The organism is Dactylosporangium cerinum, from assembly GCF_042653625.1.
Taxonomy (GTDB): domain Bacteria; phylum Actinomycetota; class Actinomycetes; order Mycobacteriales; family Micromonosporaceae; genus Dactylosporangium; species Dactylosporangium cerinum.
The window spans coordinates 197,636-223,452 of sequence record NZ_JBHSIU010000105.1 but is presented as its reverse complement, the minus strand read 5'-3'; the positions used below and the strand labels follow the sequence as shown (position 1 = coordinate 223,452).

The 25,817-nt window shown below is 72.2% G+C and carries 27 protein-coding genes, 13 tRNA genes and 1 pseudogene; 29 read left to right on the top strand and 12 right to left on the bottom strand.

The genetic code is table 11. The features are described from left to right. Nucleotides 1-60: 60 nt before the first annotated feature. From ACFPIJ_RS53615 to ACFPIJ_RS53605, 3 genes are read left to right on the top strand one after another with little or no spacing between them, the layout of a single operon-like run. A complete protein-coding gene (locus ACFPIJ_RS53615; protein WP_380127268.1) occupies nt 61-1,155 on the top strand; it encodes a M24 family metallopeptidase in 1,095 nt (364 codons plus the stop codon). Continuing rightward, a complete protein-coding gene (locus ACFPIJ_RS53610) occupies nt 1,152-2,279 on the top strand; it encodes an acyl-CoA dehydrogenase family protein (RefSeq protein WP_380127267.1) in 1,128 nt (375 codons plus the stop codon). The genes ACFPIJ_RS53615 and ACFPIJ_RS53610 overlap by 4 nt, the downstream gene beginning before the upstream one ends. Before the next feature lie 46 nt (nt 2,280-2,325). Beyond that, nucleotides 2,326-2,766, top strand: a complete 441-nt coding sequence (locus ACFPIJ_RS53605; protein ID WP_380127266.1) for an Lrp/AsnC family transcriptional regulator — start codon at nt 2,326-2,328, stop codon at nt 2,764-2,766. On the opposite strand, the gene ACFPIJ_RS53600 is transcribed toward ACFPIJ_RS53605, so the two are convergent. Then, the gene (locus ACFPIJ_RS53600; protein WP_380127265.1) at nt 2,763-3,455 is read right to left on the bottom strand and encodes an HAD family hydrolase; all 693 of its coding nucleotides are present in this window, start codon (nt 3,453-3,455) and stop codon (nt 2,763-2,765) included. The genes ACFPIJ_RS53605 and ACFPIJ_RS53600 overlap by 4 nt on opposite strands. A 37-nt stretch (nt 3,456-3,492) precedes the next feature. Here ACFPIJ_RS53600 and ACFPIJ_RS53595 point away from each other — a divergent pair, with 37 nt between their 5' ends. From ACFPIJ_RS53595 to ACFPIJ_RS53510, 18 genes are all read left to right on the top strand, one after another. Beyond that, nucleotides 3,493-4,065 carry a histidine phosphatase family protein gene (locus tag ACFPIJ_RS53595; RefSeq protein WP_380127264.1) on the top strand — a complete coding sequence of 191 codons (573 nt, stop codon included), beginning with the start codon at nt 3,493-3,495 and terminating at the stop codon, nt 4,063-4,065. Nucleotides 4,066-4,449: 384 nt separating this feature from the next. Continuing rightward, nucleotides 4,450-4,523: transfer RNA gene (locus tag ACFPIJ_RS53590), tRNA-Glu, on the top strand. A gap of 1 nt (nt 4,524) precedes the next feature. Further along, nucleotides 4,525-4,597 (top strand) — tRNA-Gly (locus tag ACFPIJ_RS53585). A gap of 58 nt (nt 4,598-4,655) precedes the next feature. Further along, nucleotides 4,656-4,730: transfer RNA gene (locus ACFPIJ_RS53580), tRNA-Gly, on the top strand. 43 nt (nt 4,731-4,773) lie between these two features. Continuing rightward, a tRNA-Gln gene (locus ACFPIJ_RS53575) sits at nt 4,774-4,846 on the top strand. 27 nt (nt 4,847-4,873) lie between these two features. After that, nucleotides 4,874-4,946 (top strand) — tRNA-Leu (locus ACFPIJ_RS53570). A gap of 10 nt (nt 4,947-4,956) precedes the next feature. Continuing rightward, nucleotides 4,957-5,029: transfer RNA gene (locus ACFPIJ_RS53565), tRNA-Arg, on the top strand. Between the two features lie 12 nt (nt 5,030-5,041). Then, nucleotides 5,042-5,114 (top strand) — tRNA-Lys (locus ACFPIJ_RS53560). A gap of 2 nt (nt 5,115-5,116) precedes the next feature. Continuing rightward, nucleotides 5,117-5,189, top strand: a tRNA-Met gene (locus ACFPIJ_RS53555). 7 nt (nt 5,190-5,196) lie between these two features. Further along, nucleotides 5,197-5,272 (top strand) — tRNA-Glu (locus ACFPIJ_RS53550). A 10-nt stretch (nt 5,273-5,282) separates the two neighbouring features. Next, a tRNA-Asn gene (locus ACFPIJ_RS53545) sits at nt 5,283-5,355 on the top strand. Between the two features lie 13 nt (nt 5,356-5,368). Continuing rightward, nucleotides 5,369-5,452, top strand: a tRNA-Tyr gene (locus tag ACFPIJ_RS53540). 11 nt (nt 5,453-5,463) lie between these two features. Next, nucleotides 5,464-5,536: transfer RNA gene (locus tag ACFPIJ_RS53535), tRNA-Arg, on the top strand. A 14-nt stretch (nt 5,537-5,550) separates the two neighbouring features. Continuing rightward, nucleotides 5,551-5,621, top strand: a tRNA-Cys gene (locus ACFPIJ_RS53530). Between the two features lie 151 nt (nt 5,622-5,772). Beyond that, a complete protein-coding gene (locus tag ACFPIJ_RS53525; RefSeq protein WP_380127263.1) occupies nt 5,773-6,189 on the top strand; it encodes a YciI family protein in 417 nt (138 codons plus the stop codon). 4 nt (nt 6,190-6,193) lie between these two features. After that, nucleotides 6,194-7,405: an RNA polymerase sigma factor gene (locus ACFPIJ_RS53520; RefSeq protein WP_380127262.1), complete on the top strand. Its 1,212-nt coding sequence runs from the start codon at nt 6,194-6,196 to the stop codon at nt 7,403-7,405. A 9-nt stretch (nt 7,406-7,414) separates the two neighbouring features. Further along, nucleotides 7,415-7,822, top strand: coding sequence for a DUF1801 domain-containing protein (locus ACFPIJ_RS53515; protein ID WP_380127261.1), 408 nt, complete (start codon nt 7,415-7,417; stop codon nt 7,820-7,822). A 42-nt stretch (nt 7,823-7,864) separates the two neighbouring features. Continuing rightward, complete coding sequence (locus ACFPIJ_RS53510) at nt 7,865-9,928, top strand: LLM class flavin-dependent oxidoreductase (RefSeq protein WP_380127260.1); 2,064 nt, start codon at nt 7,865-7,867, stop codon at nt 9,926-9,928. A 327-nt stretch (nt 9,929-10,255) separates the two neighbouring features. On the opposite strand, the gene ACFPIJ_RS53505 is transcribed toward ACFPIJ_RS53510, so the two are convergent. Next, nucleotides 10,256-11,191, bottom strand: a complete 936-nt coding sequence (locus ACFPIJ_RS53505) for an SDR family NAD(P)-dependent oxidoreductase (RefSeq protein ID WP_380127259.1) — start codon at nt 11,189-11,191, stop codon at nt 10,256-10,258. A gap of 95 nt (nt 11,192-11,286) precedes the next feature. Here ACFPIJ_RS53505 and ACFPIJ_RS53500 point away from each other — a divergent pair, with 95 nt between their 5' ends. The 3 genes from ACFPIJ_RS53500 to ACFPIJ_RS53490 are packed head-to-tail and all read left to right on the top strand — an operon-like array spanning nt 11,287 to nt 12,365. Further along, complete coding sequence (locus ACFPIJ_RS53500) at nt 11,287-11,856, top strand: TetR/AcrR family transcriptional regulator (protein WP_380127258.1); 570 nt, start codon at nt 11,287-11,289, stop codon at nt 11,854-11,856. 10 nt (nt 11,857-11,866) lie between these two features. After that, on the top strand, nt 11,867-12,124 hold the full coding sequence (locus ACFPIJ_RS53495; RefSeq protein WP_380127257.1) for a hypothetical protein: 258 nt from the start codon (nt 11,867-11,869) through the stop codon (nt 12,122-12,124). A gap of 1 nt (nt 12,125) precedes the next feature. Then, a complete protein-coding gene (locus ACFPIJ_RS53490) occupies nt 12,126-12,365 on the top strand; it encodes a hypothetical protein (RefSeq protein ID WP_380127256.1) in 240 nt (79 codons plus the stop codon). Here the strand turns inward: ACFPIJ_RS53490 and ACFPIJ_RS53485 are convergent. The 3 genes from ACFPIJ_RS53485 to ACFPIJ_RS53475 are packed head-to-tail and all read right to left on the bottom strand — an operon-like array spanning nt 12,362 to nt 14,443. Continuing rightward, nucleotides 12,362-12,880 (bottom strand): LURP-one-related/scramblase family protein, encoded by a 519-nt coding sequence (locus tag ACFPIJ_RS53485; RefSeq protein ID WP_380127255.1) that lies wholly within the window; start codon nt 12,878-12,880, stop codon nt 12,362-12,364. The genes ACFPIJ_RS53490 and ACFPIJ_RS53485 overlap by 4 nt on opposite strands. Nucleotides 12,881-12,899: 19 nt before the next feature. Continuing rightward, nucleotides 12,900-13,664: a class I SAM-dependent methyltransferase gene (locus tag ACFPIJ_RS53480; protein ID WP_380127254.1), complete on the bottom strand. Its 765-nt coding sequence runs from the start codon at nt 13,662-13,664 to the stop codon at nt 12,900-12,902. Between the two features lie 41 nt (nt 13,665-13,705). Continuing rightward, complete coding sequence (locus ACFPIJ_RS53475; RefSeq protein ID WP_380127253.1) at nt 13,706-14,443, bottom strand: hypothetical protein; 738 nt, start codon at nt 14,441-14,443, stop codon at nt 13,706-13,708. A 122-nt stretch (nt 14,444-14,565) separates the two neighbouring features. Here ACFPIJ_RS53475 and ACFPIJ_RS53470 point away from each other — a divergent pair, with 122 nt between their 5' ends. Together ACFPIJ_RS53470 and ACFPIJ_RS53465 are read left to right on the top strand one after the other, a co-directional pair. Beyond that, nucleotides 14,566-15,261: a hypothetical protein gene (locus ACFPIJ_RS53470; protein ID WP_380127252.1), complete on the top strand. Its 696-nt coding sequence runs from the start codon at nt 14,566-14,568 to the stop codon at nt 15,259-15,261. 518 nt (nt 15,262-15,779) lie between these two features. Next, nucleotides 15,780-16,184, top strand: a complete 405-nt coding sequence (locus ACFPIJ_RS53465) for a DUF6578 domain-containing protein (protein ID WP_380127251.1) — start codon at nt 15,780-15,782, stop codon at nt 16,182-16,184. A gap of 5 nt (nt 16,185-16,189) precedes the next feature. Here the strand turns inward: ACFPIJ_RS53465 and ACFPIJ_RS53460 are convergent, their stop codons facing one another. Both ACFPIJ_RS53460 and ACFPIJ_RS53455 read right to left on the bottom strand, forming a co-directional pair. After that, nucleotides 16,190-16,765: a hypothetical protein gene (locus ACFPIJ_RS53460; protein ID WP_380127250.1), complete on the bottom strand. Its 576-nt coding sequence runs from the start codon at nt 16,763-16,765 to the stop codon at nt 16,190-16,192. Between the two features lie 55 nt (nt 16,766-16,820). Continuing rightward, a complete protein-coding gene (locus tag ACFPIJ_RS53455) occupies nt 16,821-17,417 on the bottom strand; it encodes a TetR/AcrR family transcriptional regulator (RefSeq protein ID WP_380127249.1) in 597 nt (198 codons plus the stop codon). Nucleotides 17,418-17,501: 84 nt separating this feature from the next. Here ACFPIJ_RS53455 and ACFPIJ_RS53450 point away from each other — a divergent pair, with 84 nt between their 5' ends. Further along, entirely contained in the window at nt 17,502-18,626 is a 1,125-nt protein-coding gene (locus tag ACFPIJ_RS53450; protein WP_380127248.1) for an FAD-dependent oxidoreductase, read from the top strand. Here the strand turns inward: ACFPIJ_RS53450 and ACFPIJ_RS53445 are convergent. The 4 genes from ACFPIJ_RS53445 to ACFPIJ_RS53430 all read right to left on the bottom strand — a co-directional run bounded on the left by ACFPIJ_RS53445 (nt 18,616) and on the right by ACFPIJ_RS53430 (nt 22,462). Next, nucleotides 18,616-19,533, bottom strand: coding sequence for an SMP-30/gluconolactonase/LRE family protein (locus tag ACFPIJ_RS53445; RefSeq protein ID WP_380127247.1), 918 nt, complete (start codon nt 19,531-19,533; stop codon nt 18,616-18,618). The two genes, ACFPIJ_RS53450 and ACFPIJ_RS53445, sit on opposite strands and share 11 nt — an antisense overlap. Nucleotides 19,534-19,552: 19 nt before the next feature. Beyond that, entirely contained in the window at nt 19,553-21,370 is a 1,818-nt protein-coding gene (locus ACFPIJ_RS53440; RefSeq protein WP_380127246.1) for a methyl-accepting chemotaxis protein, read from the bottom strand. Beyond that, nucleotides 21,289-21,582, bottom strand: a complete 294-nt coding sequence (locus tag ACFPIJ_RS53435) for a hypothetical protein (RefSeq protein WP_380127245.1) — start codon at nt 21,580-21,582, stop codon at nt 21,289-21,291. The genes ACFPIJ_RS53440 and ACFPIJ_RS53435 overlap by 82 nt, the downstream gene beginning before the upstream one ends. A 76-nt stretch (nt 21,583-21,658) precedes the next feature. Further along, complete coding sequence (locus ACFPIJ_RS53430; RefSeq protein ID WP_380127244.1) at nt 21,659-22,462, bottom strand: C40 family peptidase; 804 nt, start codon at nt 22,460-22,462, stop codon at nt 21,659-21,661. A 246-nt stretch (nt 22,463-22,708) separates the two neighbouring features. Here ACFPIJ_RS53430 and ACFPIJ_RS53425 point away from each other — a divergent pair. Together ACFPIJ_RS53425 and ACFPIJ_RS53420 are read left to right on the top strand one after the other, a co-directional pair. After that, a pseudogene (locus ACFPIJ_RS53425) lies at nt 22,709-23,518 on the top strand (extracellular solute-binding protein); the annotation flags it as partial. A 30-nt stretch (nt 23,519-23,548) separates the two neighbouring features. Beyond that, a complete protein-coding gene (locus ACFPIJ_RS53420; protein WP_380127243.1) occupies nt 23,549-24,883 on the top strand; it encodes a diguanylate cyclase domain-containing protein in 1,335 nt (444 codons plus the stop codon). Here the strand turns inward: ACFPIJ_RS53420 and ACFPIJ_RS53415 are convergent. After that, a complete protein-coding gene (locus ACFPIJ_RS53415) occupies nt 24,853-25,716 on the bottom strand; it encodes a nuclear transport factor 2 family protein (protein WP_380127241.1) in 864 nt (287 codons plus the stop codon). The genes ACFPIJ_RS53420 and ACFPIJ_RS53415 overlap by 31 nt on opposite strands. Nucleotides 25,717-25,817 lie beyond the last annotated feature (101 nt).

Sequence of the window (25,817 nt, the reverse complement as noted above, 5' to 3'; positions counted from 1 at the left end):
CCGTTGGGATCGACGGGGCGCGGTCGACTCAAAACCCAAACGAACGTTAAGCTTGCTCACGTGTCCCAGAAGGAACAGCGACTCCGTGCCGCGCAGCTCGCCGCCACCGCGGCCGGGCTGGACGCGCTGCTCGTCCCGCCCAGCGCCGACCTGCAGTATCTCACAGGTTACGATGCGCACGCCCTGGAGCGGCTCACGCTGCTCGTGCTGCCGGCCGACGGCGAGCCGACCCTGATCGTGCCGCGCCTGGAGCGCCCCGCCGCCGAGGCCGCCGACCCCCGCGGCGTCCGGATCGTCGACCACGCCGACGGATCCGACCCCTATGAACTGGTGACCGCGGCGCTCGGCGGTAAGCCCGACGCCGTCGGCGTGGGCAACCGGATGTGGGCCGAGCAGGTCCTCGCGCTGCGCGCCGCGCTGCCGGGCGCCGAGCAGCGCCTCGCCGGTGCCGTCCTCGCCGCGCTGCGCCTGCGCAAGTCACCCGACGAGGTCGAGGCGCTGCGCCGGGCCGGGCAGGCCATCGACGCCGTCCACGCCCAGATGGGGCAGTGGCTGCGGGCCGGCCGCACCGAGAACGAGGTCGCCGCCGACATCGCCGCCGCGATCCGCGCCGCCGGGCACGCCACCGTCGAGTTCACCATCGTCGCCGCCGGCCCCAACGGCGCCAGCCCGCACCACGGCACCTCCGACCGGGTCATCGGCGCGGGCGAGCCCGTCGTCGTCGACATCGGCGGCCGGATGCCCGACGGCTACTGCTCCGACTCGACCCGCACCTACTGCGTGGGCGAGCCGCCCGCCGAGTTCGCCGCCTACTACCAGGTGCTGTTCGAGGCGCAGCGGGCCGCGGTCGCCGCCGTCCGGCCCGGTGTCACCGCCGCGTCCGTCGACGCCGTCGCCCGCGACCACATCGCCGCGGCCGGTTACGGCGAGGCGTTCCTGCACCGCACCGGGCACGGCATCGGCCTGGACGGGCACGAGGAGCCGTACATCGTCGCCGGCAACGACACCGTCCTCGAGGCGGGCATGGCGTTCTCGATCGAGCCCGGCATCTACCTCGCCGGCCGGCACGGCGCCCGCATCGAGGACATCGTCGTGTGCACGGCTGATGGTGTCGACCGGCTCAACGTGTTGCCGACCGAGCTGGTGATCCTGTGAACCCCGTCGAGCGGATCCTGCCCACCGAGGAGGCCGCCGACCTGATCGGCCTGGTCCGCGAGATCGCCGACGGCGAGCTGGCGCCCCGCGTCGACGACTTCGAGGCCCGCGCCCAGTTCCCCCGCGAGCTGTTCCGGCTGCTCGGCCGCGCCGGGCTGCTCGGGCTGCCGTTCGACGTCGAGCACGGCGGCGGCGGCCAGCCCTACGAGGTGTACCTGCAGGTCCTGGAGGAGCTCGCGGGCCGCTGGCTGGCCGTCGCCGAGGGCGTCTCCGTGCACAGCCTCGCCTGCTACCCGACGGCCGCGTTCGGCACCGAGACACAGCGCAAGCGGCACCTGCCCGACATGCTCGGCGGGGAACTGCTCGGCGCCTACTGCCTGTCCGAGCCGCAGAGCGGGTCCGACGCGGCGTCACTCACGACCCGGGCGGAGCCCGTCGGCGACGGCTACACGGTCAGCGGCACCAAGGCCTGGATCACCCACGCCGGCAAGGCCGACTTCTACAACGTCTTCTGCCGCACCCCCGAGGGCATCTCCTGCCTCCTGCTCGACGCCGGCACCCCTGGGCTGCAGCCGCAGGCGCCGGAGCGGACCATGGGGCTGCGCTCCTCGACCGTCGCGCAGATCGTCCTGGACGGCGCGCACGTGCCCGCCGACCGGCTCCTCGGCGAGGCCGGCGGCGGGTTCAAGATCGCGCTGAGTGCCCTGGACGGCGGCCGGCTCGGCATCGCCGCCTGCGCCGTCGGCCTCGCCCAGGCCGCCCTCGACTACGCCGTCGGCTATGCCAAGGACCGCCAGCAGTTCGGCCGCTCGATCCTGGAGTTCCAGGGCGTCGGGTTCATGCTCGCCGACATGGCGACCCAGATCGCCGCCGCCCGCGCCCTGTACCTGTCCGCCGCCCGGCTGCGCGACGCCGGCCGCCCGCACAGCGCGGAGGCCGCCAAGGCGAAGCTGTTCTGCACCGACACCGCGATGCGGGTCACCACCGACGCCGTGCAGGTCCTCGGCGGCGCCGGCTACGTGTCCGACCACCCCGTGGAGCGGTACATGCGCGAGGCCAAGGTCCTGCAGATCTTCGAGGGCACCAACCAGATCCAACGCCTGGTGATCGCCCGGTCGCTCTGAGGATCTCGCCGGCAATCGACTTGCGCCGCAGGTTAGGGTTCGTGCCGTGGAAGAGACCGATCGCGCGATCGTGGCGGCCCTGGCCGTCGACGGACGCCTGTCCTACACCGACCTCGCCGAGCGGGTCGGGCTGTCGGTGTCGGCGGTGCACCAGCGGGTGCGCCGCCTCGAGCAGCGCGGCGTCATCAAGGGCTACGCCGCCCAGCTCGACCACGACGCGATCGGGCTGCCGCTGACGGCGTTCGTGGCGATCCGGCCCATCGACCCGTCACAGCCCGACGACGCGCCCGACCGCCTCGCGAAACTGCCGCAGATCGAGTCGTGCTACTCCGTCGCGGGCGACGACTTCTACCTGCTGCTGGTCCGGGTCGAGAGCCCCCTGGCGCTGGAGCGGCTGCTGCAGGAGATCCGGACCGCGGCCAACGTCATCACCCGGACCACGGTCGTGCTGTCGACGCCCTACGAGAACCGGTCGCCGAAGATCTAGCGTCCTGCGGCCCGGCTGATCGCGTCGCCGACGCCGGTGGTGTCGGACAGGTCCGGCAGCACCACGTGCGCGCCCGCAGCTCGGAGTTCTCCGCTGGTGTAGCGGCCCGTCGCGACCGCCACCACGCCCGCGCCGGTCAGCAGCGCCGCCTCGACGTCCAGGGGCGTGTCACCGACGAGGACCGTGCGCCGGCCGTCGAACGAGCGCTCATACCGCTGCCGCGCCGCGCCCCGGGCGATGTCGACGAGGTTCGCGCGCACCGCGTGGCTCCAGCCGTACGCGCCTGCGTCCAGGTCGAGGTGCTCGACCAGGCCGAACGGGCCCAGCTTCACCTCCGCGATCCGCCGCAGGTTGCCGGTCAGCACCGACTGCACTCCCCGGGTGGTCGCCACCGCCGCGAGCGCGCCCGGCAGCGCCCGCCCCCGGACCGGCAGCAGGTGCGCCAGCTCGTCGAACGCGGTCTCCGCGGCGGCCCGCAGCCCTTCCAGGTCGTCCTCGCCGGCCGAGGCGCCGTTGAGCCGCAGCACGTCGTGGGCGATCGCCCGGTCGGTGCGCCCGGCCATCGGCGGCTGGTGCGTGATCGGCCGGCCGTAGCGGCGCAGGAACGCCAGATCGTATGCCTCGCGCCCCAGTCCATCGACGTCGACGAGGGTATGGTCAACATCCCAGAGCACCAGAACCTCGTCCACGAGACGCACTGTAGCGAAGCGAGGCAGAATGAGGCGGATGGGCGACATCGTGGTGGTGCGGCACGGGCAGACCGAGTGGAGCGCCAGCGGGCGGCACACCTCCAGGACCGACATCGACCTCACCCCGGAGGGTGAGGACCGGGCCCGCGGGCTGAGCCGGGCGTTCGTGACGGCGGCGTTCGTCGCGGTCGTCAGCAGCCCCCGCAAGCGGGCCCAGCGCACCGCCGAGCTCGCCGGCCTCACTGTCACCCAGGTCGACGCCGACGTCGCCGAGTGGGACTACGGGTCGTACGAGGGGCTGACCAGCGCCGAGATCCGAGCCGAGCGGCCGGACTGGGACCTGTGGACCGACGGCTGCCCCGACGGTGAGTCCCCGGAACACGTCACGGACCGGCTGGACCGGTTCCTGGCCAGGCTGGCGCCGATGCTCGTCCTCGGCGACGTCGCCGTCGTCAGCCACGGCCACGCGTCCCGGGCGCTGGCATCGCGCTGGATCGGCGAACCCGTCTCCTTCGGCGCGCGGCTCAGCCTCGACACCGCGACCATCTCGATCCTCGGTCACGAGCACGACTGCCAGTCGATCCGCACCTGGAACTCGACCGTCCACTAAAGCGGTCCCGCGCGAATTCGATAAATAGGGTTGTCGTCGTCGCGGACGCGCCCTATCGTATTCATCAACACCGGATGAAACACGAAGCGACAGGAGACAGGCCATGAAGCGGCTCCCCTCGAATGCACCGCAGCGGCTGACGCCGCGCGGCGGCGAGGAAGCCGTGCTCGAGGGCGGTCTCCTCGGCTATCGCGGATGTCGCCTGGAGCGACTTCTGCAGCACCAGGGCAGGTGGAGCGGCTAGCATCCCGCTGGCAGCACACCCACCGCCCTTCCCGACACCGGGAACCGGGCGGTTTTTCTTTGCCCTCCCCGGCGGTTGAATGCTGTTCTTTGAAAACTCCATAGTGGATGACGCACGTCTATATGACGGTGCAAACAAAGCGCCCGTGAGGCTGAGGAAGGTAGACCACCGGACTCTCAATCCGGCAGACCGGGTTCAACCCCCGGACGGGCGACGCAGCTCTGGTGAACTCGGCGGACATGCCGGTCTTCCAAACCGGAGAAACGGGTTCGATGCCCGTGAGCTGTTCTTGGTGCCCGTGGAAGGGAACGCGAGGGGGACGCTCGCCTCCCGGGCACCAGCACGTGCGGTTGTAGCTCAGTCAGGTCAGAGCGTCGCCTTGCCATGGCGAAGGTCCCGGGTTCGAATCCCGGTTGCCGCTCCGTTCTTCCGGTCCGGGCGGGCCATCACCCCGCCCGGCCCCTTGCAGGCTGGTGTAACCCGGCAACACATCCGGCTCTGAACCGGACATTGGGGGTTCGAATCCTCCGCCTGCAGCGTCGCCCCGGGATCGGGGCGCCACCCGCCCTCGTGGTCCAAAGGTAGAGGCACGGCGTTGAGGACGTCGTTGGTGCGCGTTCGAATCGCGCCGAGGGCACGCACAGCACGTCTTCGTAGCTCAGTGGAGAGAGCGCCAGGTTGCGGACCTGAAGGTCGCTGGTTCGAGTCCAGCCGAGGACACGTACGTACCGGGTGCCGCTAGCTCAACCGGTAGAGCTGCTGACTCTTAATCAGCGTGTTCGGGGTTCGAGTCCCCGGCGGCGCACAAACGGGGTAGAGGAGTTCGGCCGTCCTCATCGGTCTCATACGCCGAAAATCGTGGGTTCGAATCCCACCCCCGTAACTATGGCGCGGTGGACGAATTGGGAGAGTCGCCCGGCTTTCACCCGGGACACTGTGCGGGTTCGAGGCCCGTCCGCGCTACGCAGATCGATCCGGCGTCGCCCAACTGGCAGGGCACACGGCTGTTAACCGTCCAGGTCCCGGTTCGAATCCGGGCGCCGGAGCAACACACATCATGCGGGTGCGCCGACGTTGGAGAGTCGGGCTTGGCTGTAACCCAGGTGCCATCGTGCTCAGGGGGTTCGATTCCCTCCACCCGCACGCACGTCAACGCCTTCGTAGCTCAGTGGAGAGAGCACCAGGTTCCGAACCTGAAGGTCGCTGGTTCGAGTCCAGCCGAGGGCACGCAGTACAACCCTGGTCGAATGCCCGAGAGGTAAGGGGCCCGCCTGCAAAGCGGAATACGCCGGTTCGAGTCCGGCTTCGGCCTCAAGTCATCCACTGTGGAGTGTCTTCGCACCGGTCGTCGGCTGCCGCGACCGGTGCGAAGATCGTTGTGCTGGGTATGTCGAGAACGCGGGACCGGCTCCGTTACAGGGTGACCGCGCTCGACGGGCGCAGCATGACGGGAGGAGCCTCAGATGGCGAAGTACCTGCTGATCGTGGACTACCGCGGTGGTGCCGTGGACACGCCGATGGACGAGTGGGCGCCCGAGGACATCAGGGCGCACATGGACTACTACGGGGCGTTGCGGCAGGAGCTGCTCGACAGCGGCGAGCTCGTGGACCAGCACGCGCTGACCGGCCCGGAGCACGCGAAGGAGGTCACCTCCGACGGTGTGTCCGCGCCGGTGGTCACCGACGGGCCGTTCGCCGAGTTCAAGGAGATGCTCGCCGGGTATCAGCTGGTCGAGGTCGACTCCGAGGCCCGGGCGATCGAGATCGCCGCGAAGATCTCGCAGGTGCCGGGTCCCGGCGGGATCCCGCAGCAGCAGCCGATCGGGGTCCGCCGGGTGATGGACGCGGCCGACTTCGAGCTGCTGACCTCCGAGGTCTGAGCCCGTGCCGGAACGGATCGAGGACCTGCTGCGCGAGCTGGCGCCGCAGGTCCTCGGCGTGCTCGCCCGCCAGTTCGGCGACTTCTCCGCCGCCGAGGACGCCACCCAGGAGGCGCTGCTCGCCGCCGCCACGCACTGGGACACGGTGCCGGACAACCCGCGGGGCTGGCTGATCCGGACCGGTTCGCGCAAGCTGCTCGACCAGCTGCGCGCCGACCAGGCCAGGCGGCGCCGCGAGGTGCTCTTCGCCGAGCCGCCGCCGGTGGCGTACGACCGGGACGACACCCTGGTTGTCCTGTTCCTGTGCTGTCACCCGCAGCTGAGTGAGGCGTCCGCGATCGCGTTGACGTTGCGGGCGGTCGGCGGCCTGACCACGGGCGAGATCGCCCGGGCGTTCCTGGTGCCGGAGGCGACGATGGGCCAGCGGATCAGCCGCGCGAAGCAGCGGATCCGCACCCTGGAGGCGCCGTTCCGGATGCCGGACCGGCCGGAGTGGGCCGGGCGGCTGCGCACCGTGTTGCACGTGCTGTACCTCATCTTCAACGAGGGGTACGCCAGCAGCAGCGGGCCGCTCGTCCGCGTCGACCTGTCCGGTGAGGCGATCCGGCTGGCGCGGATGCTGCACGCGCTGCTGCCCGACGACGGCGAGGTCGCGGGGCTGCTGGCGCTGATGCTGCTCACCGACGCCCGCCGCCCGGCCCGCGTCGACGCCTCCGGCGACCTGGTGCCCCTCGCCGAGCAGGACCGCGGCCGGTGGCTGCGACCGCTGATCCAGGAGGGCACCGCCGTGCTGGACGCGGCGTTCAGCGCCGGGGCCGTCGGGCACTATCAGCTGCAGGCCGCGATCGCCGCCCTGCACGACCGCGCCGGGAGCGCGCAGGAGACCGACTGGCCGCAGATCCTCGCCCTGTACGGCCTGCTCGAACGCATGACCGCCAGCCCCGTGGTGGCGCTGAACCGGGCGGTGGCGGCGGCGATGGTGCACGGCCCGCAGGAGGGGCTGCGGCTGCTGTCCGCCCTGGACAACCGGGTGGACGCGGGGCACCGGCTCGACGCGGTGCGCGGCCACCTGCTCGAGCTGGCCGGCGACGCGAAGGCGGCGGCCCTGCACTACCGGGCCGCGGCGGCCGGGACGGCGAGCGAGCCGGAGCGCCGGTACCTGACGATGCGTGCCGCCCGGCTCAACGTTCGCGGAAGTGTCGTACCCCCGTCGTAGCGTGTGCGCATGGCGGATTCGAACATCACCACACCGGGCGACGGTGACGTCGGCGCGTTCGTCGACGGGGTCGCCGACGAGCGGCGCCGCGACGACGCCCGGCACCTCGTCGAGCTCATGGGTGCCGTCACCGGGCAGCCGGCGGTCCTGTGGGGCAGCGCGATCATCGGCTTCGGCACGCGGCACTACCGTTACGAGTCCGGCCGGGAGGGCGACATGCCCGCGGTCAGCTTCTCGCCGCGCAAGGCGCAGACGGTGCTGTATCTCAGCGGCGGCCTCGACGTCTACCAGGATCTGCTCGAGCGGTTAGGCCCGCACACCACCGGCAAGGGCTGCCTCTACCTGAAGCGCGTCGGCGACGCCGACGACGCCGTCCTGCGCGAGCTGGTCGGCCGCTCGTTCCACATGCCCTCGTAGTGCCCCGCCCGGCCGTTATCGTCTGTGTGGCAGAATATCTGCATGACCGACTATGGCCACGAGCTGCGCTTCGGGACGTTCCTGCCAGCGGAGGCTGCCACCGCCGGCGAGACGCTCCGGCTCGCCGTGCTCACCGAGGAGCTCGGCCTGGACCTGGCCAGCGTGCAGGACCATCCGTACCAGGCGCGGTTCCTGGACGCCTGGACGCTGCTGTCCGTCATCGCGGCGCAGACGAGCACCCTGTCGGTGTTCCCGAACGTCGCCAACCTACCGCTGCGCCCGCCCGCCGTCCTGGCCAGGGCCGCGGCCAGCCTCGACGTCCTGACCGGCGGCCGGGTCGAGCTCGGCCTCGGCGCCGGTGCCTTCTGGGACGCGATCGCCGGCATGGGCGGCGACGTCCTCACGCCCGGCGCGTCCGTCGAGGCCCTCGAGGAGGCGGTCCGCGTCATCCGCGCCCTGTGGAGCACCGAGCGCAGCGCCCGTGTCGACGGCACGCACTACCGGCTGCGGGGTGCCCATCCCGGCCCGCCCGCCGCCCACCCGATCGGCATCTGGATCGGCGGCATCAAGCCCCGCATGCTCCGGCTCATCGGCCGCGTCGCGGACGGGTGGCTGCCCAGCGCGCCGTACGTGCCGGTGCCGCAGCTCACCGACGGGAACCGCCGCATCGACGACGCCGCCCGTGCCGCCGGGCGCGACCCGGGCGACATCCGCCGCCTGTACAACGTGGTCCCCGGCCAGGCACCCCTCGCCGGCCCGCCGCGGCTGTGGGCGGAGCAACTGGCCGAGCTCGCGCTCACGGAAGGGATGAGCACGTTCATCCTGATGGTCAGGGCGGGCGGCGACGCCGAACTGCGGCGGTTCGCCCTGGACGTGGTGCCGGCAGCCAAGGAACTCGTCGCCGCCGCCCGCTCGACCGCCCCCACCGCCTCGCTGCCCACCGCGCCCTCGCCCGCCGGCATTCCGTCGCCCGCCGGCATTCCGTCGCCCGCCGGCATTCCGTCGCCCGCCGGCATTCCGGAGCGCGTCGCAAGCTCGTCCGACAGCGATGCGTCCCACGCTGGAACGCCGTCCGACGACGCCGCCCGCTTGACCGCCCCCACCGCCTCGCTGCCCACCGCACCATCGTCCGCGGGCACTCGGGAGCGCGTCGCAACCTCATCCAACGGCGCTGCGCCCAGCGCTGGAACGCCGTCCGACGCCGCCCCCCACGCTGCGGCTTCATCCGCTGCTGCCGAGGCGTCTGCCGCGACCGCGTCTGTTGGCGCTGTGTCGGATGCTGCGGCTTTGTCGGGCGGGGCTGCGTCGCGTGGTGTGACGTCGTCTGGTGGTGCCGGGACGTCTGCTGTGACCGCGTCTGTTGGCGCTGTGTCGGATGCTGTGGCTTCGTCGGGCGGGGCTGCGACGCGCACTGCGACCTCGTCCAACGGCGCTGCGACGCTTTCCAGCCGCTCGGCATCGTCCGCCGGCGACGTAACGTCCTCCGGCGGTGCAACGTCCTCAGGCGGTGCGGTGGTCCACGGTCCGGCGTCCTCCGGTGGTGCCGGTCGGCGGGCTGCGACGGTCTGGGACGAGTCCACGCGGCCCACTGGCCCCGCGCCCGACCCGGCCGCCCCGCTCACCGCCGCCCAGCGAGCCTCCGGTCAGCACCTCGTCGACGTGCACGACCACCTCCGCCAGGAGTTGGAGCAGCTGAGCGACCTCGTCGAGCAGGTCGCGGCCGGTGCCATCGACCTCGGCGACGCACGGTCGATGATCAACACGATGACGATGCGGCAGAACACCTGGACGTTGGGCACCTACTGCGAGAGCTACTGCCGGGTCGTCACCACCCACCACACCATCGAGGACGTGAACCTCTTCCCCCGGCTGCGTGCCGCCGACCCGCGGCTCGTCCCGGTCGTCGACCGCTTGGAGGCCGAGCACCACGTGATCGCCGAGGTGCTCGAACGCGTCGACGCCGCCCTCGTCGCCATGGTGTCCCGCCCCGACGGCATCGCCGCCGTCCGACAGGCCGTCGAACTGCTCACCGACACGTTGCGGTCCCACCTCGCCTACGAGGAGCGTGAACTCGTCGAACCCCTGGGCCGCCTCCGCATCCTCTGATCCCGCCCGCTCCCGCCCGCTCCCGCCCGCTCCCGCCCGCTCCCGCGACCGAGGGCCGGAACGTCCACGCGTGCCGGTTCCGTCCTCCGATCACGAGCCGCCGGCCTCCGCCCACCCAGCCCGCTCGCGCCTCCGGATGGCCCGCGCTTTGCGTGAGCCCGCTCCCGCTTTCCAGATGGCCCGCGCTTCGCGGGAGCCCACCTTCGCCTCCGGGCGGCCCGCATTTCGCGCGAGCCCACCCTCACCTCCGGGCGGCCCGCATTTCGCGCGAGCCGTCCGGAGGCGGGAGGTGTGAAGCCGGGCCGGCCACGTGGCGGCATGTGGTGGTCAGCGGCCCAGGGTGGCCTCGGTGACCGTCCACAGGCGGGCGGCGGAGTCCGGGTCCAGGGCATACGCCGCGACCCCGCGCCGGCTGTTGCCCTCTTGGACGGGGCCGGCCTCGGCGCAGTCCTCGAAGTAGCGTCCGCCGATGCCGTCCAGTAAGGGCGAGGTCGCCAGCAGCACCGACGTGGCGGCGCCCTGCTCGACGGACTTCCACTGGAACGCTCCACCGCCCGCGGCGGCGCGCAGCCGGTCGAGCTCCTCGTCGGTGACGTGCCGCTGCAGGTTGGTCCGGATGCTGCCGGGCATGACCGCGTTGACGAGGATGCCGTCGCCGGACCAGCGGCGGGTCGCCTCGACCGCGAACAGCACGTTGGCCGTCTTGGACTGACCGTAGGCCGACCACGGCTCATAGGCGCGGCGCTCGAAGTGGATGTCGTCGAAGACGATGTCGGAGCGCAGGTGGGCGCTGGAGCTGACGCTGACGACCCGGGCACCCTCGGCGACCAGGGCGGCGTGCAGGCCGGTCGTGAGCGCGAAGTGGCCGAGGTGGTTGGTGGCGAACTGCAGCTCCCAGCCCTCCGGCGTGCGCGTCAGCGGTGCGGCCATCACGCCCGCGTTGTTGACGAGGATGTGCAGCGGGCCGTCCCACGCGCCGGTGAACGCCCGCACCGACGCCTGGTCGGCGAGGTCGAGCCGGGCGACGTGGACCTGCTTGTTGCCGGTCGTCGCGACGATGTCCTCCGCCGTGCGGTCGCCGGCCGTGGTGTCGCGCACGGCCAGGGTGACCTCGGCGCCCGCGCCGGCCAGGGCGCGGGCGGTCTCGACGCCGATGCCGGACGCGCCGCCGGTCACGACGGCCCGCCGCCCGGTCAGGTCGATGCCCTCGATGACCTGCTCGGCGGTCGACTCGCGGGTGAACGGTGTGGTGATGGGTGCCATGGGTCCCCCTGTAGGATCGGAAGTGGAGGAGCCTCCACTACCCGCTCTCCACCGTAATCGGAGGTGCCTCCGTTTGCCAACCTTCCGGGGGTGTGATGTCTGAGCGACCGCTGCGGGCCGACGCGCAACGCAACCGTGCCCGCCTGCTCGACGTCGCGGTCATCGCGTTCGCCGACGCCCCTGAGGTGACCCTCGACGCGATCGCCAAACATGCGGGCGTCGGCATCGGCACGCTGTACCGGCACTTCCCGACCAGGGAGGCGCTGATCGAGGAGGTGTACCGCACCGAACTCGCCCGCCTCTGCGACGCCGTGCCGGACCTCCTGGCCGCGGACCCGCCGGACCGGGCGCTGCGCGTCTGGATGGACCGCTTCATCGACTACATGACCACCAAACGCGGTCTCGCCGACGCGCTGAAGATGGTGATCGCGGCGGGCGGCACCCCGTTCGCGCACAGCCGGGAGCGGCTCGTCCAGGCGGTCGGCGACCTCCTGAACGCGGGCGATCTCGACACCGCCGGCAGCGGTGCGCTGCGCGCCGACGTCGCCCCCCTCGACCTGCTGACCGCGCTCAACGGCATCTGCCTCGCGACCGGAGAGCCGGAGCAGCGGGAGCAGGCCGGGCGCCTGCTGGACCTGCTCATGGATGGGGTACGCGCCCGGTAAAGTTCGCCGCATGCCACCGCCGGACGCCACCTACTCGATCGTCGTGCGGGTCCGCCGCGTGACCACGGAGGACGCGTACATCCGTGTCCCGGTCACGGACGCGGTGGTGGCCGCCGAGCTGGACGCCGACGGCCACCGGCACCTCGACGGCGGCAAGGTGATGGCCGAGGCCCGCCGGCTCGCCGAGACCGGCGCCGGGGCGTGGCAGGTCCAGGAGCAGGCGGTCGACCTCCACCCCGTGCAGAACACCCCGCCGGACGGTCGCTGAAGTGGGCATCGAATACGGCCGGTTCGGCCGGATCGTGGCCGGCGACTCAAACGAGGGCATGTTCCTCCACGTGCGCCACGACGTGGAGGAGACCGGCGGTTTCTACGTGTACATGGTCGACGACATCGACAACCCGTCCGCCGGCGGTGATGACTGGACCCGGGACCCGGTGACCTTCATCCGGCAGCAGGGGTGGCAGGTCGAGTGGCTCGACAGGTACTGCACCGGGTGCTGCCCTTAGTCGACCTGCTGTTCCTCTTTCTTCTTCTTTTCCTCGTCCTTCTCCCGCTGCGTGGCGAGTTCCAGGGCGAGGACCGCGGCGAGGATCAGGACGTGGTTCTCGCCGTCGGCGATGCGCACCGCATAACTGTCGCGGATGCTCAGCCAGCGCTTCGACACCGACGCGACCTCGCGACCGTCGCGCTCCACGGTGTACTCGTGGTCGAACAGGTCACCGGCCATCGTCAGGTCGTCGTCGCCGGGCAGGTCGATGGTGAACTTCTCGCGGAACGGCGTGAACAGCTTCTTGCGCACCTCCGCGGCCTTCTCGCCGCCGATTTCGATTTGGTACGTCGGCCGCAACGCGATCAGCTGCCGGTGCACCGACGCGACCTCTGCGCCGTGCGGGTCCTCGATCACGAGCTTGTCGCGCAGGCTCAGCACCTTGCCGTCGACGTGCAGCACCAGCCGGCCCGAGTCGTCCGTGATGTCGAAGTCGTCGCCGACGTCGAAGAACCGCTCCTTGATGACATACATGCCGCCGATTGTCCTCCGGTCACGCGGGTGCCGCCCGGCGGGCAAGCGTCAGGTTGGTCTTCAGGTCCAGCACGGTGCCGCCGCCGAGCCCGTCCAGCGTCTCGGTGAGGGCGTCCAGCACCGCCTGCTGCTCCCGTGGCGACCTGGCCCGGAAGGGCCCGAAGGTGCGCACCAGCCGCAGATACGCTGCCGTTGTCATCGGTACCTCCCGCGCCACCGACACGAGCGTCACGTCGCTGAACAGTCCTGACGCCGCGATGTCGTCGCGTGCCCAGTCGTCGGGGCGGGCCGGCGGCTGGGGCCGGTCGCCGTCGACCGAGCGGAACGCGGCACCGATCGCGGCGTCGTGGATGGGGTCGGCATAGGCGTACCGGTGACCGAAAACGGCAAGCGTCCCGCCCGGTGCGAGCGCGTCGAACGCCTTCCGGGCCCGGGTCGCGGGGTCCAGCCAGTGCCACGCCATCGCGCACGCGAGCAGCGACACACCGCCGGGCGGCGGGCTCCACCCCTCGAACGGCGCCACCACCACGGTCACCTCCGGGTGCCGGGCGGCGAGGATCGCGGCCATCCGCGGGTCCGGCTCGACGCACGTGATCGGCGCGCCCAGCCCGGCGAGCACCGCGGTGCCGTGCCCGGTGCCGGCCCCGATCTCCGCGACCGTCTCCAGTGGACGGTCCAGATAGGACATGATCGCCGTGGTGAGGTCCGGTGGGTAGCCGGGCCGGGCGTCGTCGTACACGTCGGCGACCTCACCGAACCTGCTGCCTGCCCCCGCGTCGCTCACCGCCGGATTCTGTCAGACCCGGGTGGTAGAACTTGGGCCTGTCAGCAGACCGGGGGGACCTGATGGGTGTGATCTTGCGTGGAGTGCTGCTCGTCGTCGGGCTGGGCTGGCTCGGCGCCGATCAGCGCTGCGAAGGTGGCCCGGGCGGCGGCGGACGGGGCCGCGATCGCGCTCCACACCGCCGTGTTCCCCACGACCGCTACGGCGACCCCGACCTTCGTGGGGGCGCCGAACCGGTGGACCGTGTCGCAGGACTGGTTCATGGCCCATCCGTGCGTCATCGGCAGCGTCGTGAGACGCCGGGCGAGCACGTCGAGCGCGCCCGGCGGAAGCGGGTGGTCGAAGTCGGCGGACGGCCCGCCCTGCCACAGGGTCGCATCCCAGACGGCCGTGAAGGTGTAGTCGGAGAAGCTACCGGCGTAGCGGGTCCGCGTCGCGCAGGTGTCGTCGTCCGGGTCGATCAGGAACACCGGCGGGTCGCCGTAGGCCGCCTCGACCGGCACGACCCACCGGCAGCAGTGCTGGCTGTCGGTCTCCAGCAGCAGGAACCCGTGGTCGAGGAAACGGCCGACCGTCGCGCCGGTGAGATCCGGCGTCCTGGTCACCAGGTTCGAGCTGATCGAGGCCAGCCCCCGGTCGCCGCCGCTGAGGAACCATTCGCGGACGGCCGCGGGCAGTTCGCCCCGGATCCATCGTTCGACGAGGGCGAGCTCGTCGGCCGCCTCCGGCCGCGCGACAGCGCCACCCAGCACTTCGAACGCCGCCTCGTTCCACGTCACGCACCGAGCACATCACATGCCCGCGCGCCCTGCGCCGGTGCCTGCCCTGGACCGGTCGGGTCTCGCGGGCCTGCGGGGAACCCGGCCGGGCTGCCACGGCTCGTCCGGGGAGGAGGTGGTGCATGATGCGAACCCTGCGGACGCTCGCCGTGCTGGCCGCGACCCTGGTTGGGCTGACCGGCGCAGTGGTGCTGGGCCCGACGCCCGCGTATGCCGGCAACTGGGCGGTCACGGTCCTCGATCCGGTGCCGGACCGGTTGGAGCCGGGCAAGGCGTACACGCTGGGGTTGTGGGTGCTCCAGCACGGGTTCCATCCGTACGAGGGTGACGACCTGGGGCCGGTCGCGCTGCGGCTGGTCGGCAGCGACGGCACCGCCGTGATGTTCCCCGCGGTCGCGTTGCCCGAGGCGGCGCACTATGCGGCGGCGATCGCTGTCCCGCACGCGGGGGAGTGGGCGGTCGTCGGCGTTCAGGGCCGCTTCGCCGACTACCACGTCGGCACGCTGACGGTGCCCGGCGGCCTTGCGGTGCTCGGGGTGCCGCCGCCGTTGGAGTCGCCGCAGGCGGACAGGTACTGGCCGGGCCCGATCCGGCCGCCGGACGTGCCGCAGGACGCGAACCGGGACCCGTTCGGCTCGGCGTCGACCGTGCAGGGCGCCGTGCCGAGCCCGCCGTCGGCCGGGCCCACGCCCGTGGCGCGAGCCGCACCGGCGGCGGCCGGCCCGCCCCACGTGACGCTGATGGTCGCCGTGACGGCTGTCATCGTGGCGGTCGCAGCATTCCTGACCTACCGCCGAAAGCCCCGCGGCCAGCCGTGACCCGCGGCCAGCCGTGACCCGTCGCCAGCCGTGACCCGGTGCCGGCTGTCGTTGGTGGGTTGCCGCTTGGTCGTGGGTTGAGGGCGGTGCCGGGTTGTGTTCGCGTTTGCTGGTGTGGTGAACGCCCCGACGGCCTGGCCGCTCCGGTGCCAAGGTGTGCATGCTCCCCGAGAGCCTTGGTTCGCTGCCGTAATGCGTTCTGCCCCAAGAGCCTGTTGGTGGCTGCCGGTTGCTGGTGAGGGTGATCCGCTTGGATTGGATCCTGGTGTCGGTCCTCGGGGCTCGGTGTTCGCACGGGCACTGGCGGGCCGCGCGGGATGAGCAGCACTGATCTCGGTCCGAGACGACGTTGCGGCGCTGTTCCCAACGGCCGACCTCACATGATCAGCCGCCGTCGAGGGCATCATCCGGTGCTACCACGCCGATCGTGGCAACGCCCTCGACGGCGCTGGATCATGAAAGGGTCGGAGGTGGGGAGCAGCACCTCGCCGCGGGATGGGGGGCTGGACAATGTGCCGGTGGAGTTGAGCGTCTGGACGGCATTCTGGCAGTTGCGGTGCTGCGGGGAGCCGTTCGCCGTCGGCTCCGAGGTTGCCTGGCGGTTGTACGACACCGACTCCGCGTGGCTGAACGAGCTGCTCGGCACCGGCGGCGCCGGAAGCGCACCGATCCGGCTGGATGCGGTCGAAGACCATCACCCTCAACGGGAAGAGGGCGAGCCGCCGGTGACCAGGGGCACCGTCGTCGCCGTCGAGGCTGTGCACTGCCAGCATGCCTGCGATGAGGGAGGGACCTGCGTTCCCGTCCCCGGCTCAGGAACCCGCAGCGCTGTGGCGACCGCGAACGGGTGGACGCCGGACCTCGACGGCCGGAAGTTCGTCGGGTACCTGGTGCGGTTGGTGGTGCCCGACCAGGACGGCTGAAGGGGTCACGGGCCCCAGACGCACAGGACGAACAGGACCGCGATGACGACCACGACGATGATGGCCGTCAGGAAGGGGCTGGTTGAGCGGCGTGCCCCGGTCGCGCGCTGCCAGCGGCGTTCCTCGGCGGGTGTCGGCTTGGCTGTCAGGACCTCGACGCCCGGGCCGCCGGCGAGACGGGCGAGCAGGTCGTCGGCGGCCGAGGCGGTCGCGCCCCGCTCGTCGAGCCAGGCCGCGACGTCGGGCGCTCCGCTGCTCACCAGGGCCGCGAGCAGGTGCTCGGTGCCGACGTGCGGGGCGCGTTGGCGCAGCGCCACCCGCAGCGACTCCTCCAGGACCTCCCGGACGCCCGCGTCGAAGTCGGATTCGGACGAGGGCTCGGACGAGGGCCCGGACGCAGGATCCGGCGCATCCGACACCGGAAACGAAGTGACGGTCCACAGGTCGGCGGTGTTTCCCCTCGGCACGGCCAGTGCCGCCGCCAGGTCCGACAGCGTGACCTGGCCGTGGGCCGCGGCGGCGGCGTGCTGCTTCGCGCCGACGATCACGGAGCGGAGGTCGGTCGTGAATCGCTCGAACAACGAAGGCACTCCTGCGGGTCGGCGGGGGACCAGATGATCGTTCCACACGGGTGCGTCAGGACGGGGCCACCGCGGGGAAGCCGGCGGTGAGCGTGGCCATCGCGCTGCGGATGAGGGTGTCCGAGGCCGGGCCGGGCGCGGCGGTGAGCGCGACGTGGTGCAGGACCCCGACCACCACCAGGGCGAGGGCCTCCGGCGAGGCGGCGGCCGGGATTCGCCCGAGGTGCTGCTCGGCGGCCAGATAGTCGGCGACGGTCCGCTCCACGGCCTGCAGGCCCCCGGTGCCCAGCACCGCCTCGACGCCGGGCGCCAGGTCCGGCCGGAGCGCGCTGAGCCGGGTGAACGCCGCCAGCGTCGCGAGGGGCGTGGTCAGGAGGGCGTCGCCCAGGTTGCCGGCGACGCCGCCGGAGCCGGCGCGGGACGGCAGGCCGGCCACTGCGCCGGCGAGCTGGAAGGCGCGGTCGACGGCGTATCCGGTCAGGAACGCGTCGAAGTCGGTGAAGTGCGTGTAGAGCAGCCCGGTGGCGACGCCGGCCTCGCGGGTCACGGCCCGCCCGGTGAGCCGGGCCGGGCCGTCGGAACCCCCGATCACGCGTTCGAGCGCGGCGAAGAGCTGCTGCCTGGGCTCAGGGATGGCGACTCCACGCGGCATTGCCGCAGTCTAACCCCCTTGAATCGAGAATGAACATCTGCTCATACTGGTTTGAGCAAGTGTTCATCAACCGAGGGGACAGCGATGCGGCGTGCGGTGATCGTGGGTGCGGGCGTGGCGGGGCTGGCGACGGCCTTGCGGCTGGGCCGGGACGGGTGGGACACGGTCGTCGTGGAGCGTGCCCCGCAGCGGCGCACCGGCGGATACGTCGTCAATCTGCTCGGGCCCGGGTACGACGCGGCCGAACGGCTCGGGCTGCTGCCCGCGCTGGAAGCACGGAACCTGGGCCTGTTCACCACGGTGCTGGTGCACGCGGACGGGCGGGTCAAGCTGACCGTCCCGGCCGAGGTCGCCGCGGCCGCCCTCGGCGACCGGGCCGTGTCGGTGTTCCGCGGCGACCTGGAGTCCGCGCTGTACGAAGCGGTCCACACCGACATCCGCTTCGGCACGACGGTCGCGGCGGTGAGCGAGGGACCCGACGCGGTCGAGGTGGTGCTCAGTGACGGCACCACGGTGACCGCGGACCTGCTCGTCGGCGCGGACGGCGTGCACTCCGCCACCCGGTCGGCGGTGTTCGGGGACGGATCCCGAGGCGGCGAATCCCGAGGCGGCGGATTCCGGCAGGATCTGCCCTACGTGGTCGCCGCCTTCAAAACTCCGGGCGGGGACAAGGACAGGACCGCCACGACGTTCATCGGGCCGGGGCGGACCGCGGCGCTGATCGACCTGGGACAGGACCGTTCGAGCGCCTTCTTCGCGTACCGCTGCCAAAACGTCGAAGCAGCACTGCGCAACGGCCCGGTCGCGGCCCTCGAGCAGGCCTTCGGCGACCTCGGCGGGGGCGTGCCGGACGTGCTGCGGCACCTGGCCCGCGACCCGGCGAGCGCCTACTTCGACGCGGTCAGCCAGGTGGTCATGCCCCGGTGGAGCAACGGCCGGACGGTGCTGGTCGGCGACGCCGCCTGGTGCGTGACGGTGTTCGCCGGGCACGGCGCGACCCTCGCCCTGGCCGGCGCGGACCAGCTCGGCGACGCACTGAACGAAGGCAGCGACGCGCTGCAACGCTGGGAGGCGGGCCTGCGACCGGCGGTCACGAAACGCCAGGCACAGGCCCGCCGCGGCATGCGGCAGTACGCCCCGCCGACCAGATTCCACGTCTGGCTGGGCGACCTCGCGATCAGGGCGATAGCGAAGCGAGCTAGATCCTGACGGCGGCCACCGTGTACGGCGTCGTCGCGGTCGGGGGCGTGGTGAAGCGGGCGTTCGGCAGGTAGAGGCGGTTGCCGAACCTGGCCACCGTCGTCGGCACGTCGAACCGCGGGTCGGTCACCGTGCTGCGCAGGGTGCCGTCGCGGCCGTCCTTCGACAGTTTCACGGCGTTGAGCGTGTTGTCGCGGTTCTGCACCACGTACAAGGTGCGATCGACGGTCAGCAGGCCGTCGCCGTTGACCAGGACCAGGTCGCCGATGCGGTCGGTGACCCCGGAGGTGGGGTCGACGCGGAACAGGAACCCGGTGCTGGACTGGACCGCGATGAGGGCGCGGCCGTCCGGGGTGAGGGTGATGCCGTTGAAGTTCAGGCCGTTGGGGTTGAGGACGAAGTCGCCGGACAGCGGGATGGTCTCGAAGGTCGCGGGCAGCGAGCCGTGCCGGTCGAGCGCCAGCTTGTAGATGACGGCCTTGTTGGAGTCGGTGAAGTACGCGGCCCGCGAGGTGAGGACCACGTCGTTGACGAAGGTGGGGGCGGTCGCGAACTGGTAGGACCGCAGGACGGCGCCGGTGCGCACGTCGATGACGCGGGCGTTGCCGGCGTTGCCGCCCGCGACGAAGAGCCGGCCGCGCTGGTCGGTCTTCATGCCCAGGGACTGGGTGCCGACGGCCGGGCTGATCACGGCGCCGGCGCCGGTGGTGAGGTTGGCGCGGTAGATGCGGCCGTCGGCGCGGGAGCCGAAGTAGGCGAACGGGCCCGGCCCGGTCGCGATCCCCTCGGGCTGGAAGCCGTCGGGGAGGCTCAGCGTGCTCGGCAGGGCAGCGGTCGAAGCGTGCGCCGGTGCGGACACCAGCACCGTCGCCAACGCGACGATCAGGAGGGCTGTGACGCGCAGGTATTTCGACATGTCGTGGTGTACCCCGAATTCAGGTGGTTGCGTTCATGTACCGCTGGATCCGGTCGACGGCCTCCGGGGACGGTGCCAGGAACTGCAGGCCGAGCTCGGTAACGGCGCCCTGCGCGACGCAGTGCACGACCTGGCAGTGCAACCGCTGCGGGTCCTGGCCGACGAGAGTGAGGTCGACGTCGAGGGTGTCGCCGGAGCGCAGTAGCAATGTGCCCTCGGCCTGGCAGCGCAAACCGCCGCTGCTGAGGTCCTGCAGCTCGGCGGGCACGACGTCGCGGCCGCCGTCGAGGCCGAGCCGGACCGGTCCGGTGGCGGCGATGCGTTCGGCGTGGCGGCGTTCGAGCTTCTCGGCCAGGGCGGACATCTGCTGGATGCGTTCCATCGTCCCGTTGACCTGCTGGTCGAGGAGGTCGACGACGCCGTGCTGGTCGACGGCGACGGCACGCAGCACGCCGGTCGCCTCGCCGATGCCGCCGACGCCGGTGACCATCGCGGCGATGGTGGCGGTCATGTCGGCGGCGCTGCGTTCCAGGGTGGTGAGGGTGTCGGCGATCTGCTCGGTCGACTGGGCGGTGGTGCCGGCGAGGTCCTTGACCTCGTTGGCCACGACGGTGAAGCCGCGGCCCGCCTCCCCGGCCCGGGCCGCCTCGATGGTGGCGTTGAGGGCGAGCAGCCGCGTCTGCGCCGCGATGCCGGCGATCAGCTGGGTGGTGCCGTCGACCTGGCGGAGGCTCTCGCCGAGGGCCGCGACGACCTGCTCGGCCCGCTGGGCCCGGTCGACGACCGACGCGGTGGCGCGGTCCGCCTCGGTGACGCGTTCCTCGATCGTGCGGACGGCGTCGCGGACGGCGTCGACCTGGGCGCGGACGTCGCGCAGCTCGCGGGAGATCTCCCCGACGGACTCGTCAACGACGCTCTGGGCCCGTTCCCGGAGCTGCTTCTGCGCCTCGCGCTGCTGCTCGAAGGAGGCGTGCAGCTGCTCCTCCCGGACCTGTTGCGCCCGGCGCAGCTCCGCGTCCTGCTCGGCCAGCCGGGTGCGGGCCTTGCGCAGCGCCCGGCCGAGGTCGCCGAGCTCGTCGCGGCCGTCGGGCAGGTCCCGCTCGGCGAGGTCGCCGTCGGCGGTGGCGACGACGCCGGCGCAGGCGAGGTTCACGTCGTGGCGGGTGCGCCACCAGACGGCGGCGGCCAGCCACAGCGCGACGAACAGTCCGACGGTCGTGGCGGTGAGGTTGATCGTCCGGTCCTGGCGCAGGTGCTCCAGCCGGACGCCGAGCAGCCGGTTCAGCGCCGCCGTGGCCGGTTCGACGGCGGCGGTCACGGCATCGGCGCCCTCGAACGCCGTGGGGCCGGGCCTGGTGAGTGTGTCGGTGAGGGTGGTGCCGAGCGCCTCGATGGCATCGGCGGCCGGTCCGAGCGTGGTGAGTCGTCCCGCGAGTGAAGTGTCGTCGGTGTTGCGGGTGGCGGTCTGGACGGCGGTCCGGATCGCGGCGGCGGTGGCGGTGAGGGTGCCGGCGAGGACCGCCTGGGCGGCGATGCGGTCGTCGAGCGGCCCGCTGGTGTCCGGGGCGGCCGCGCCGGCCGCGGCCAGCATGGCCTTGGGCAGCTCCACGACGAGGATGTCCATGATGTAGAACGAGTCGAGGTCCGGGTCGAGGATGAGGTTGGACGTGTTGCCGGCCTCGGTGATGAGCGCGGTGAGCGCAGCGGCCGCCGGAGCGGTGCCCTGCGCCGCGGCGACGGCGTCCATCTCGGCCGTCAGCGACAGGTCCGGGTGGTCGGCGACGACGGCGCGCAGCGGGCCGAGGTCCGGGGTCTGAGCAGCGGCCAGCGACGCCATGACGTCCAACGCGGGTGGACCACCTCGGTGCCGTCGACCTCGGCGCCGGTGAAGTTGATCTGGCCGTCGATGGAGCCGGTGTAGGCCCACGTCGCGCCGAGCCCGGGGATCAGCAGCACGACGCAGAGCACCCCGAGGCGGGTGCTGGTGCGGACCCGGTCCGCCAGCCAGAGTGCCGGCGCGAGCAGCGCCGGCCGTCCAGATCCGGTCACCCCGGTTGCATCGGCGTAGCGAAACGGTTCCTGAGGGTTTCGGGCGCGCGCGGGCCCGAAACCCCCAGTGGAGCCGTTACAGGAAGCGGTACGCCGTGCCGCCGCGCACCGGTGCGATCCGCACGCCGGCGCTGGGATTGGCGGCCTCGACCATCTTGCCGCCGCCGATGTAGATGGCGACGTGGCCGGACGTGTGGATGACGTCGCCCGGCATCCACTGCCCGGACGGCACCCGCCGGCCCTTGGCAGCGATCTGCTCGCTCTGGTGCGGCAGCTTGATGCCGACCCGGGCGTAGGCGGCCGCGACCAGGCCGCTGCAGTCGTACGTGTTGGGGCCGGAGGTGGCGTACACGTAGCGCTTGCCGACCTGCGCGAGGGCGAAGGAGACCACGGTGCCGGCCGCGCCGGACGGTGGCTTGACGGTGGTGGTCGACCCGCTGGACCCGGTCGTCTTCTTCGGCGCCGGCTTCTTGGTGGTCGCCGGCTTCGACGCGGGCGTGGTGACCGCGACCGCGGGGCGGGTGTCGGCGTCCCGGGCGCTGAGGGCCGTGTGGGTCGTGAGCCGGATCGTCCGGTACGCCTTGTCGGCGCGCTCGTAGGCGGCCAGTTCCGTTTCCTGCTCGGCGATCGTGACCGCCGGGTCGAGGCTGGGTCCGTTCGGTGCCGGTTGGGCCGCGGCTGCGGATGGTCCGAGCCAGACGGCGGTGAGGGCGAGGGCAGTGGTGCCGGCTGCGATGCGGTGCAGCGGCTGGCGTGCGTTCAGGATGACTCCACGGTCGGCCCGGTGCTCTCGTGCGTGTCTCGGGAGGCCGTCCGCTGTGGTAGCCGGCCGGGCCCGAAGTACCGGGCGAAAACGGACGATGTGGTTGCCGGCCGTCATGAGGGCCGTGGGCGACGCTAACCAACCGGCCCGCCGGACGTTGTCGAGCGTGAAATCATTCACAGCCGTGCTTGCCCGCGTAGATGCGCGTATCACCGCAAATGTCCGAGCCGAACGGCTGGGCCGTGAGGGGCCGGACGAACGACCGCTACCGGAGACCACGCCTACCTGACCGAATCAAGTGCTTATGCTGCATTCATGGGCATTCTGCGAGCGCTGCGCACCGGCCTCCGCCAGCTGCGCACCGGCGTCCTCCTGCCGACGACGTGGGCGCAGATGCTCGCCCTCAGCGACCGCATCGCCGCGGACGGGGTGAAGCCGTGGTGCGCCGGCATCGAGTCGGGCGGCGCGACAGGCTGGCCGGTCACCGACTGGCTCGAGGACACGCTGCTGCGCACCGCCGGCCCCGACGTGTACGACCAGTGGGTCGAGCACCGGATCCCGTTCGACGATCCGGCCGTGGTCGCCGCCCTGGACCGGGTCGGCGGCATCCTGCGCAACCCGGACTACGTCAACGGCGGCTATGGCGGCGTCGACAGCGTCGCCAGCACGTCCTTCCAGGAGGGCGGGCTGCCGATCCTGCAGCACACCTGCGCCATGCACCACCAGGCGTCGTTCTACAGCACGTGGTGGCCCGAGACCCCGCAGGTCAACGAGGACGGCGACATCTACGCGTTCTACCTGCCGCCGATCGACGCCGCCGCCGGCCGGCCCGTCCTCGGCGCCGGGGTCTTCGCCGGGGCGTTCACCGACCGGCCCGAGGTGCAGGCGCTCGCCGCCTACCTGGCCACCCCCGAGTTCGCCGACCACCGTGCCGTCACCGGCAACATCGTCAGCGCCAACAAGGGCCTGGACCGCAGCCTGCTCGCCACGCCGGTGGCGAAACTGTCCGCGGACCTGCTCGCCGACCCGGGCGCCACGTTCCGCTTCGACGGCTCCGACCTGATGCCGGCGAGCGTCGGCGCCGGCACCTTCTGGACCGAGATGACCGCCTGGGTCAAGGGCACCGACACGGCAACCGCGTTGCACCGCGTCCAAGCGAGCTGGCCCGCTTAGCTTCCGTCCTCGCGCGCCGATGTCTGCAGTGTGTACAAGCGGGTGCGGCGCTGGGCCGGTGACCGCCGGATCGCTACGAAGATCATCAGTGTGTCGCTCGTCGTCACCGCGATCTTCACCGCGTCCGGCGTCGTCGGGCTGCTCAACCTGCGCCGCCTCGTCGCCGAGCAGGACCGCGAGTACCGGGTCAACGTGCTGGCACTGGCCAGGATGACCGCGGTGCGCTCCGCGGTCGGCTCGCAGCAGGAGTCCGTGCTGTCCTACATCCTGTCGGAGCCCGGCTTCTACCGCGACAGCTACGCCGAGGTCATCGCCGAGACCGACCGGGCCATCGACACCGACGTCCGGGCGCTGACCCGCATCGGGCTGCCCGCCGCCGAGCACGAGAGCCTCCGCGCGTTCGCCGCGACCATCACCATGTGGCGCACCGCCCGCGACGCGGCCCTCGACGCGGCCCGGGCCGGCGACCAGCGCAAGGCCGCCTCCGTGGTGCTCGTGCGCTCCGAGGCGATCGCCCGCGCGGTCAAGGACCGCGCCGGCAGCTTCCTGGACCAGCTCGTCGACGCGGTCGACGACGGCGCCCGCCAGGTCAAGGCCAACAGCGTCCGCACCGCCAAGCTGATGGGGCTGCTGCTCGTGGTCGGCGCGCTCACCGCGCTGCTGCTGTCGGTCCTCGCCGCCCGGACCATCTCCCGGCCGCTGCGCGAGGTCGTCGACGTCCTCGCCCGGGTCGCCCGCGGCGACCTGAGCCGCCGCGTCGAGCTCGACCGCGACGACGAGGTCGGCCAGATGGGCCGCTCCCTCAACGAGACGCTCGGCGTGCTGCGCAAGGCGTTCGAGGAGGTGCACCACCGGGCCTCCCACGACGGGCTCACCGGCCTGGCCAACCGGGCGCTGCTGCGCGAGCGCCTCGGCGCCGCCCGCGACACCGCCCGGGCGGGCCTGCCGGTCGCGATGCTGCTGGTCGACCTGGACGGCTTCAAACAGGTCAACGACGCGCACGGGCACGTCGCCGGGGACCACCTGCTCACCGTCGTCGCCGAACGCCTCCTCGCCGGCGTGCGCGCCCGCGACACCGTCGCCCGGCTCGGCGGCGACGAGTTCGCGGTCCTGCTCGACGGCATGGACACCCGCGAGGACGTCGACGCCGTCGCCGACCGGCTCCTCGCCGCGCTGCAGGCCCCGACCGGCTACAACGGCGCCACGCTCACCCCGCGGGCCAGCATCGGCGTGTCACTGTGGGACGGCGAGATCCCGATCGACGCCCTCATGCACGACGCCGACGTCGCCATGTACGCGGCGAAGACCGGCGGGAAGAGCCGCGTGGTGCACGCTCACCTGAACGCGTCGGCCGGGTCCGCGTAGGCCATCATCAGCACGACCCTGCCGTCCTCGACGGTGAAGACGTCGGCGACCGTCGCCTCGCCGCGGCTGCCGTCGCGCAGCACGCCCCACACGTGGTGCACGATCACGACCTGGTCGCCGCGGCGGTGCGCGACCGGCTCCGAGTGCAGCTCCGCCCACCCGTCGTAGGAGTCGCGCAGATATGCCGCGACCGCCGCCGGGCCGCGGTGATGGCCGCCGCCCGGGAACTCGTCCGGCTCGATCCAGTCCACGTCGGGCGCCAGGTCCCGCACCGCGCCGTCGATGTCGCCCCGGGCGAACGCGGCGTAGGCCCGCAGCACCAGCGCGACGTCAGGGTCGAAGGAAGGGTCGAGCGCCTCCGTCGTGTACGACCCGCCGCCCGCGCTGTGCTCCGGCGCGGGCAGGTCCGGCGTCTGGGAGTACACCTTGCCGCGCCCGTGCAGACCGGTCCTCGCCGTCACCGGCAGCGCCACCAGGAGCACCCCGTCGGGCGCCGGCAGCCGGCCCGGGCCCCACCGCACCCAGACCGCGACCCGGCCGGCGGCGGCCTCGGCGGCGAGCTTGTCCACGGTGCGCCGCCGGTCGCCGTGGTCGACCTCGACCACCACCGGCGGGCCGTCCGGGCGGGCGAAGGCGACGTCGACGACGGAGTGCTGCCGCTCGTACGGCGGCGGCAACGGCACCACGCTCGCCGCCCTGCGGTAGGTGCGCCACCCGAGCCGCTCACCCCACCCGACGACCGCGTCGACGAGCAGGCCGGTCACCTCGTCGGCGCCGCGGTCGGCGAAGGTGACCGCCTGCAAAGCCCCCGTGAGGGACGCGGCGATGTCCATCATGGAAATCTACAAGGCGGACGCCGGCGGGCGCTCGAAACGTTGACAGCACCGCAGATGGGATTTGTCATCTTGAATCGGTCATGGCGCGTCGATACGGT

What these genes read in the sequence shown, in the direction of transcription:
- ACFPIJ_RS53595 (WP_380127264.1), top strand. Translation starts at nt 3,493, where the DNA reads ATGGGCGACATCGTGGTGGTGCGGCACGGGCAGACCGAGTGGAGCGCC.
- ACFPIJ_RS53525 (WP_380127263.1), top strand. Translation starts at nt 5,773, where the DNA reads ATGGCGAAGTACCTGCTGATCGTGGACTACCGCGGTGGTGCCGTGGAC.
- ACFPIJ_RS53515 (WP_380127261.1), top strand. Translation starts at nt 7,415, where the DNA reads ATGGCGGATTCGAACATCACCACACCGGGCGACGGTGACGTCGGCGCG.
- ACFPIJ_RS53510 (WP_380127260.1), top strand. Translation starts at nt 7,865, where the DNA reads ATGACCGACTATGGCCACGAGCTGCGCTTCGGGACGTTCCTGCCAGCG.
- ACFPIJ_RS53505 (WP_380127259.1), bottom strand. Translation starts at nt 11,191, where the DNA reads ATGGCACCCATCACCACACCGTTCACCCGCGAGTCGACCGCCGAGCAG.
- ACFPIJ_RS53500 (WP_380127258.1), top strand. Translation starts at nt 11,287, where the DNA reads ATGTCTGAGCGACCGCTGCGGGCCGACGCGCAACGCAACCGTGCCCGC.
- ACFPIJ_RS53495 (WP_380127257.1), top strand. Translation starts at nt 11,867, where the DNA reads ATGCCACCGCCGGACGCCACCTACTCGATCGTCGTGCGGGTCCGCCGC.
- ACFPIJ_RS53485 (WP_380127255.1), bottom strand. Translation starts at nt 12,880, where the DNA reads ATGTATGTCATCAAGGAGCGGTTCTTCGACGTCGGCGACGACTTCGAC.
- ACFPIJ_RS53470 (WP_380127252.1), top strand. Translation starts at nt 14,566, where the DNA reads ATGATGCGAACCCTGCGGACGCTCGCCGTGCTGGCCGCGACCCTGGTT.
- ACFPIJ_RS53455 (WP_380127249.1), bottom strand. Translation starts at nt 17,417, where the DNA reads ATGCCGCGTGGAGTCGCCATCCCTGAGCCCAGGCAGCAGCTCTTCGCC.
- ACFPIJ_RS53450 (WP_380127248.1), top strand. Translation starts at nt 17,502, where the DNA reads ATGCGGCGTGCGGTGATCGTGGGTGCGGGCGTGGCGGGGCTGGCGACG.
- ACFPIJ_RS53445 (WP_380127247.1), bottom strand. Translation starts at nt 19,533, where the DNA reads ATGTCGAAATACCTGCGCGTCACAGCCCTCCTGATCGTCGCGTTGGCG.
- ACFPIJ_RS53440 (WP_380127246.1), bottom strand. Translation starts at nt 21,370, where the DNA reads ATGGCGTCGCTGGCCGCTGCTCAGACCCCGGACCTCGGCCCGCTGCGC.
- ACFPIJ_RS53430 (WP_380127244.1), bottom strand. Translation starts at nt 22,462, where the DNA reads ATGACGGCCGGCAACCACATCGTCCGTTTTCGCCCGGTACTTCGGGCC.
- ACFPIJ_RS53415 (WP_380127241.1), bottom strand. Translation starts at nt 25,716, where the DNA reads ATGGACATCGCCGCGTCCCTCACGGGGGCTTTGCAGGCGGTCACCTTC.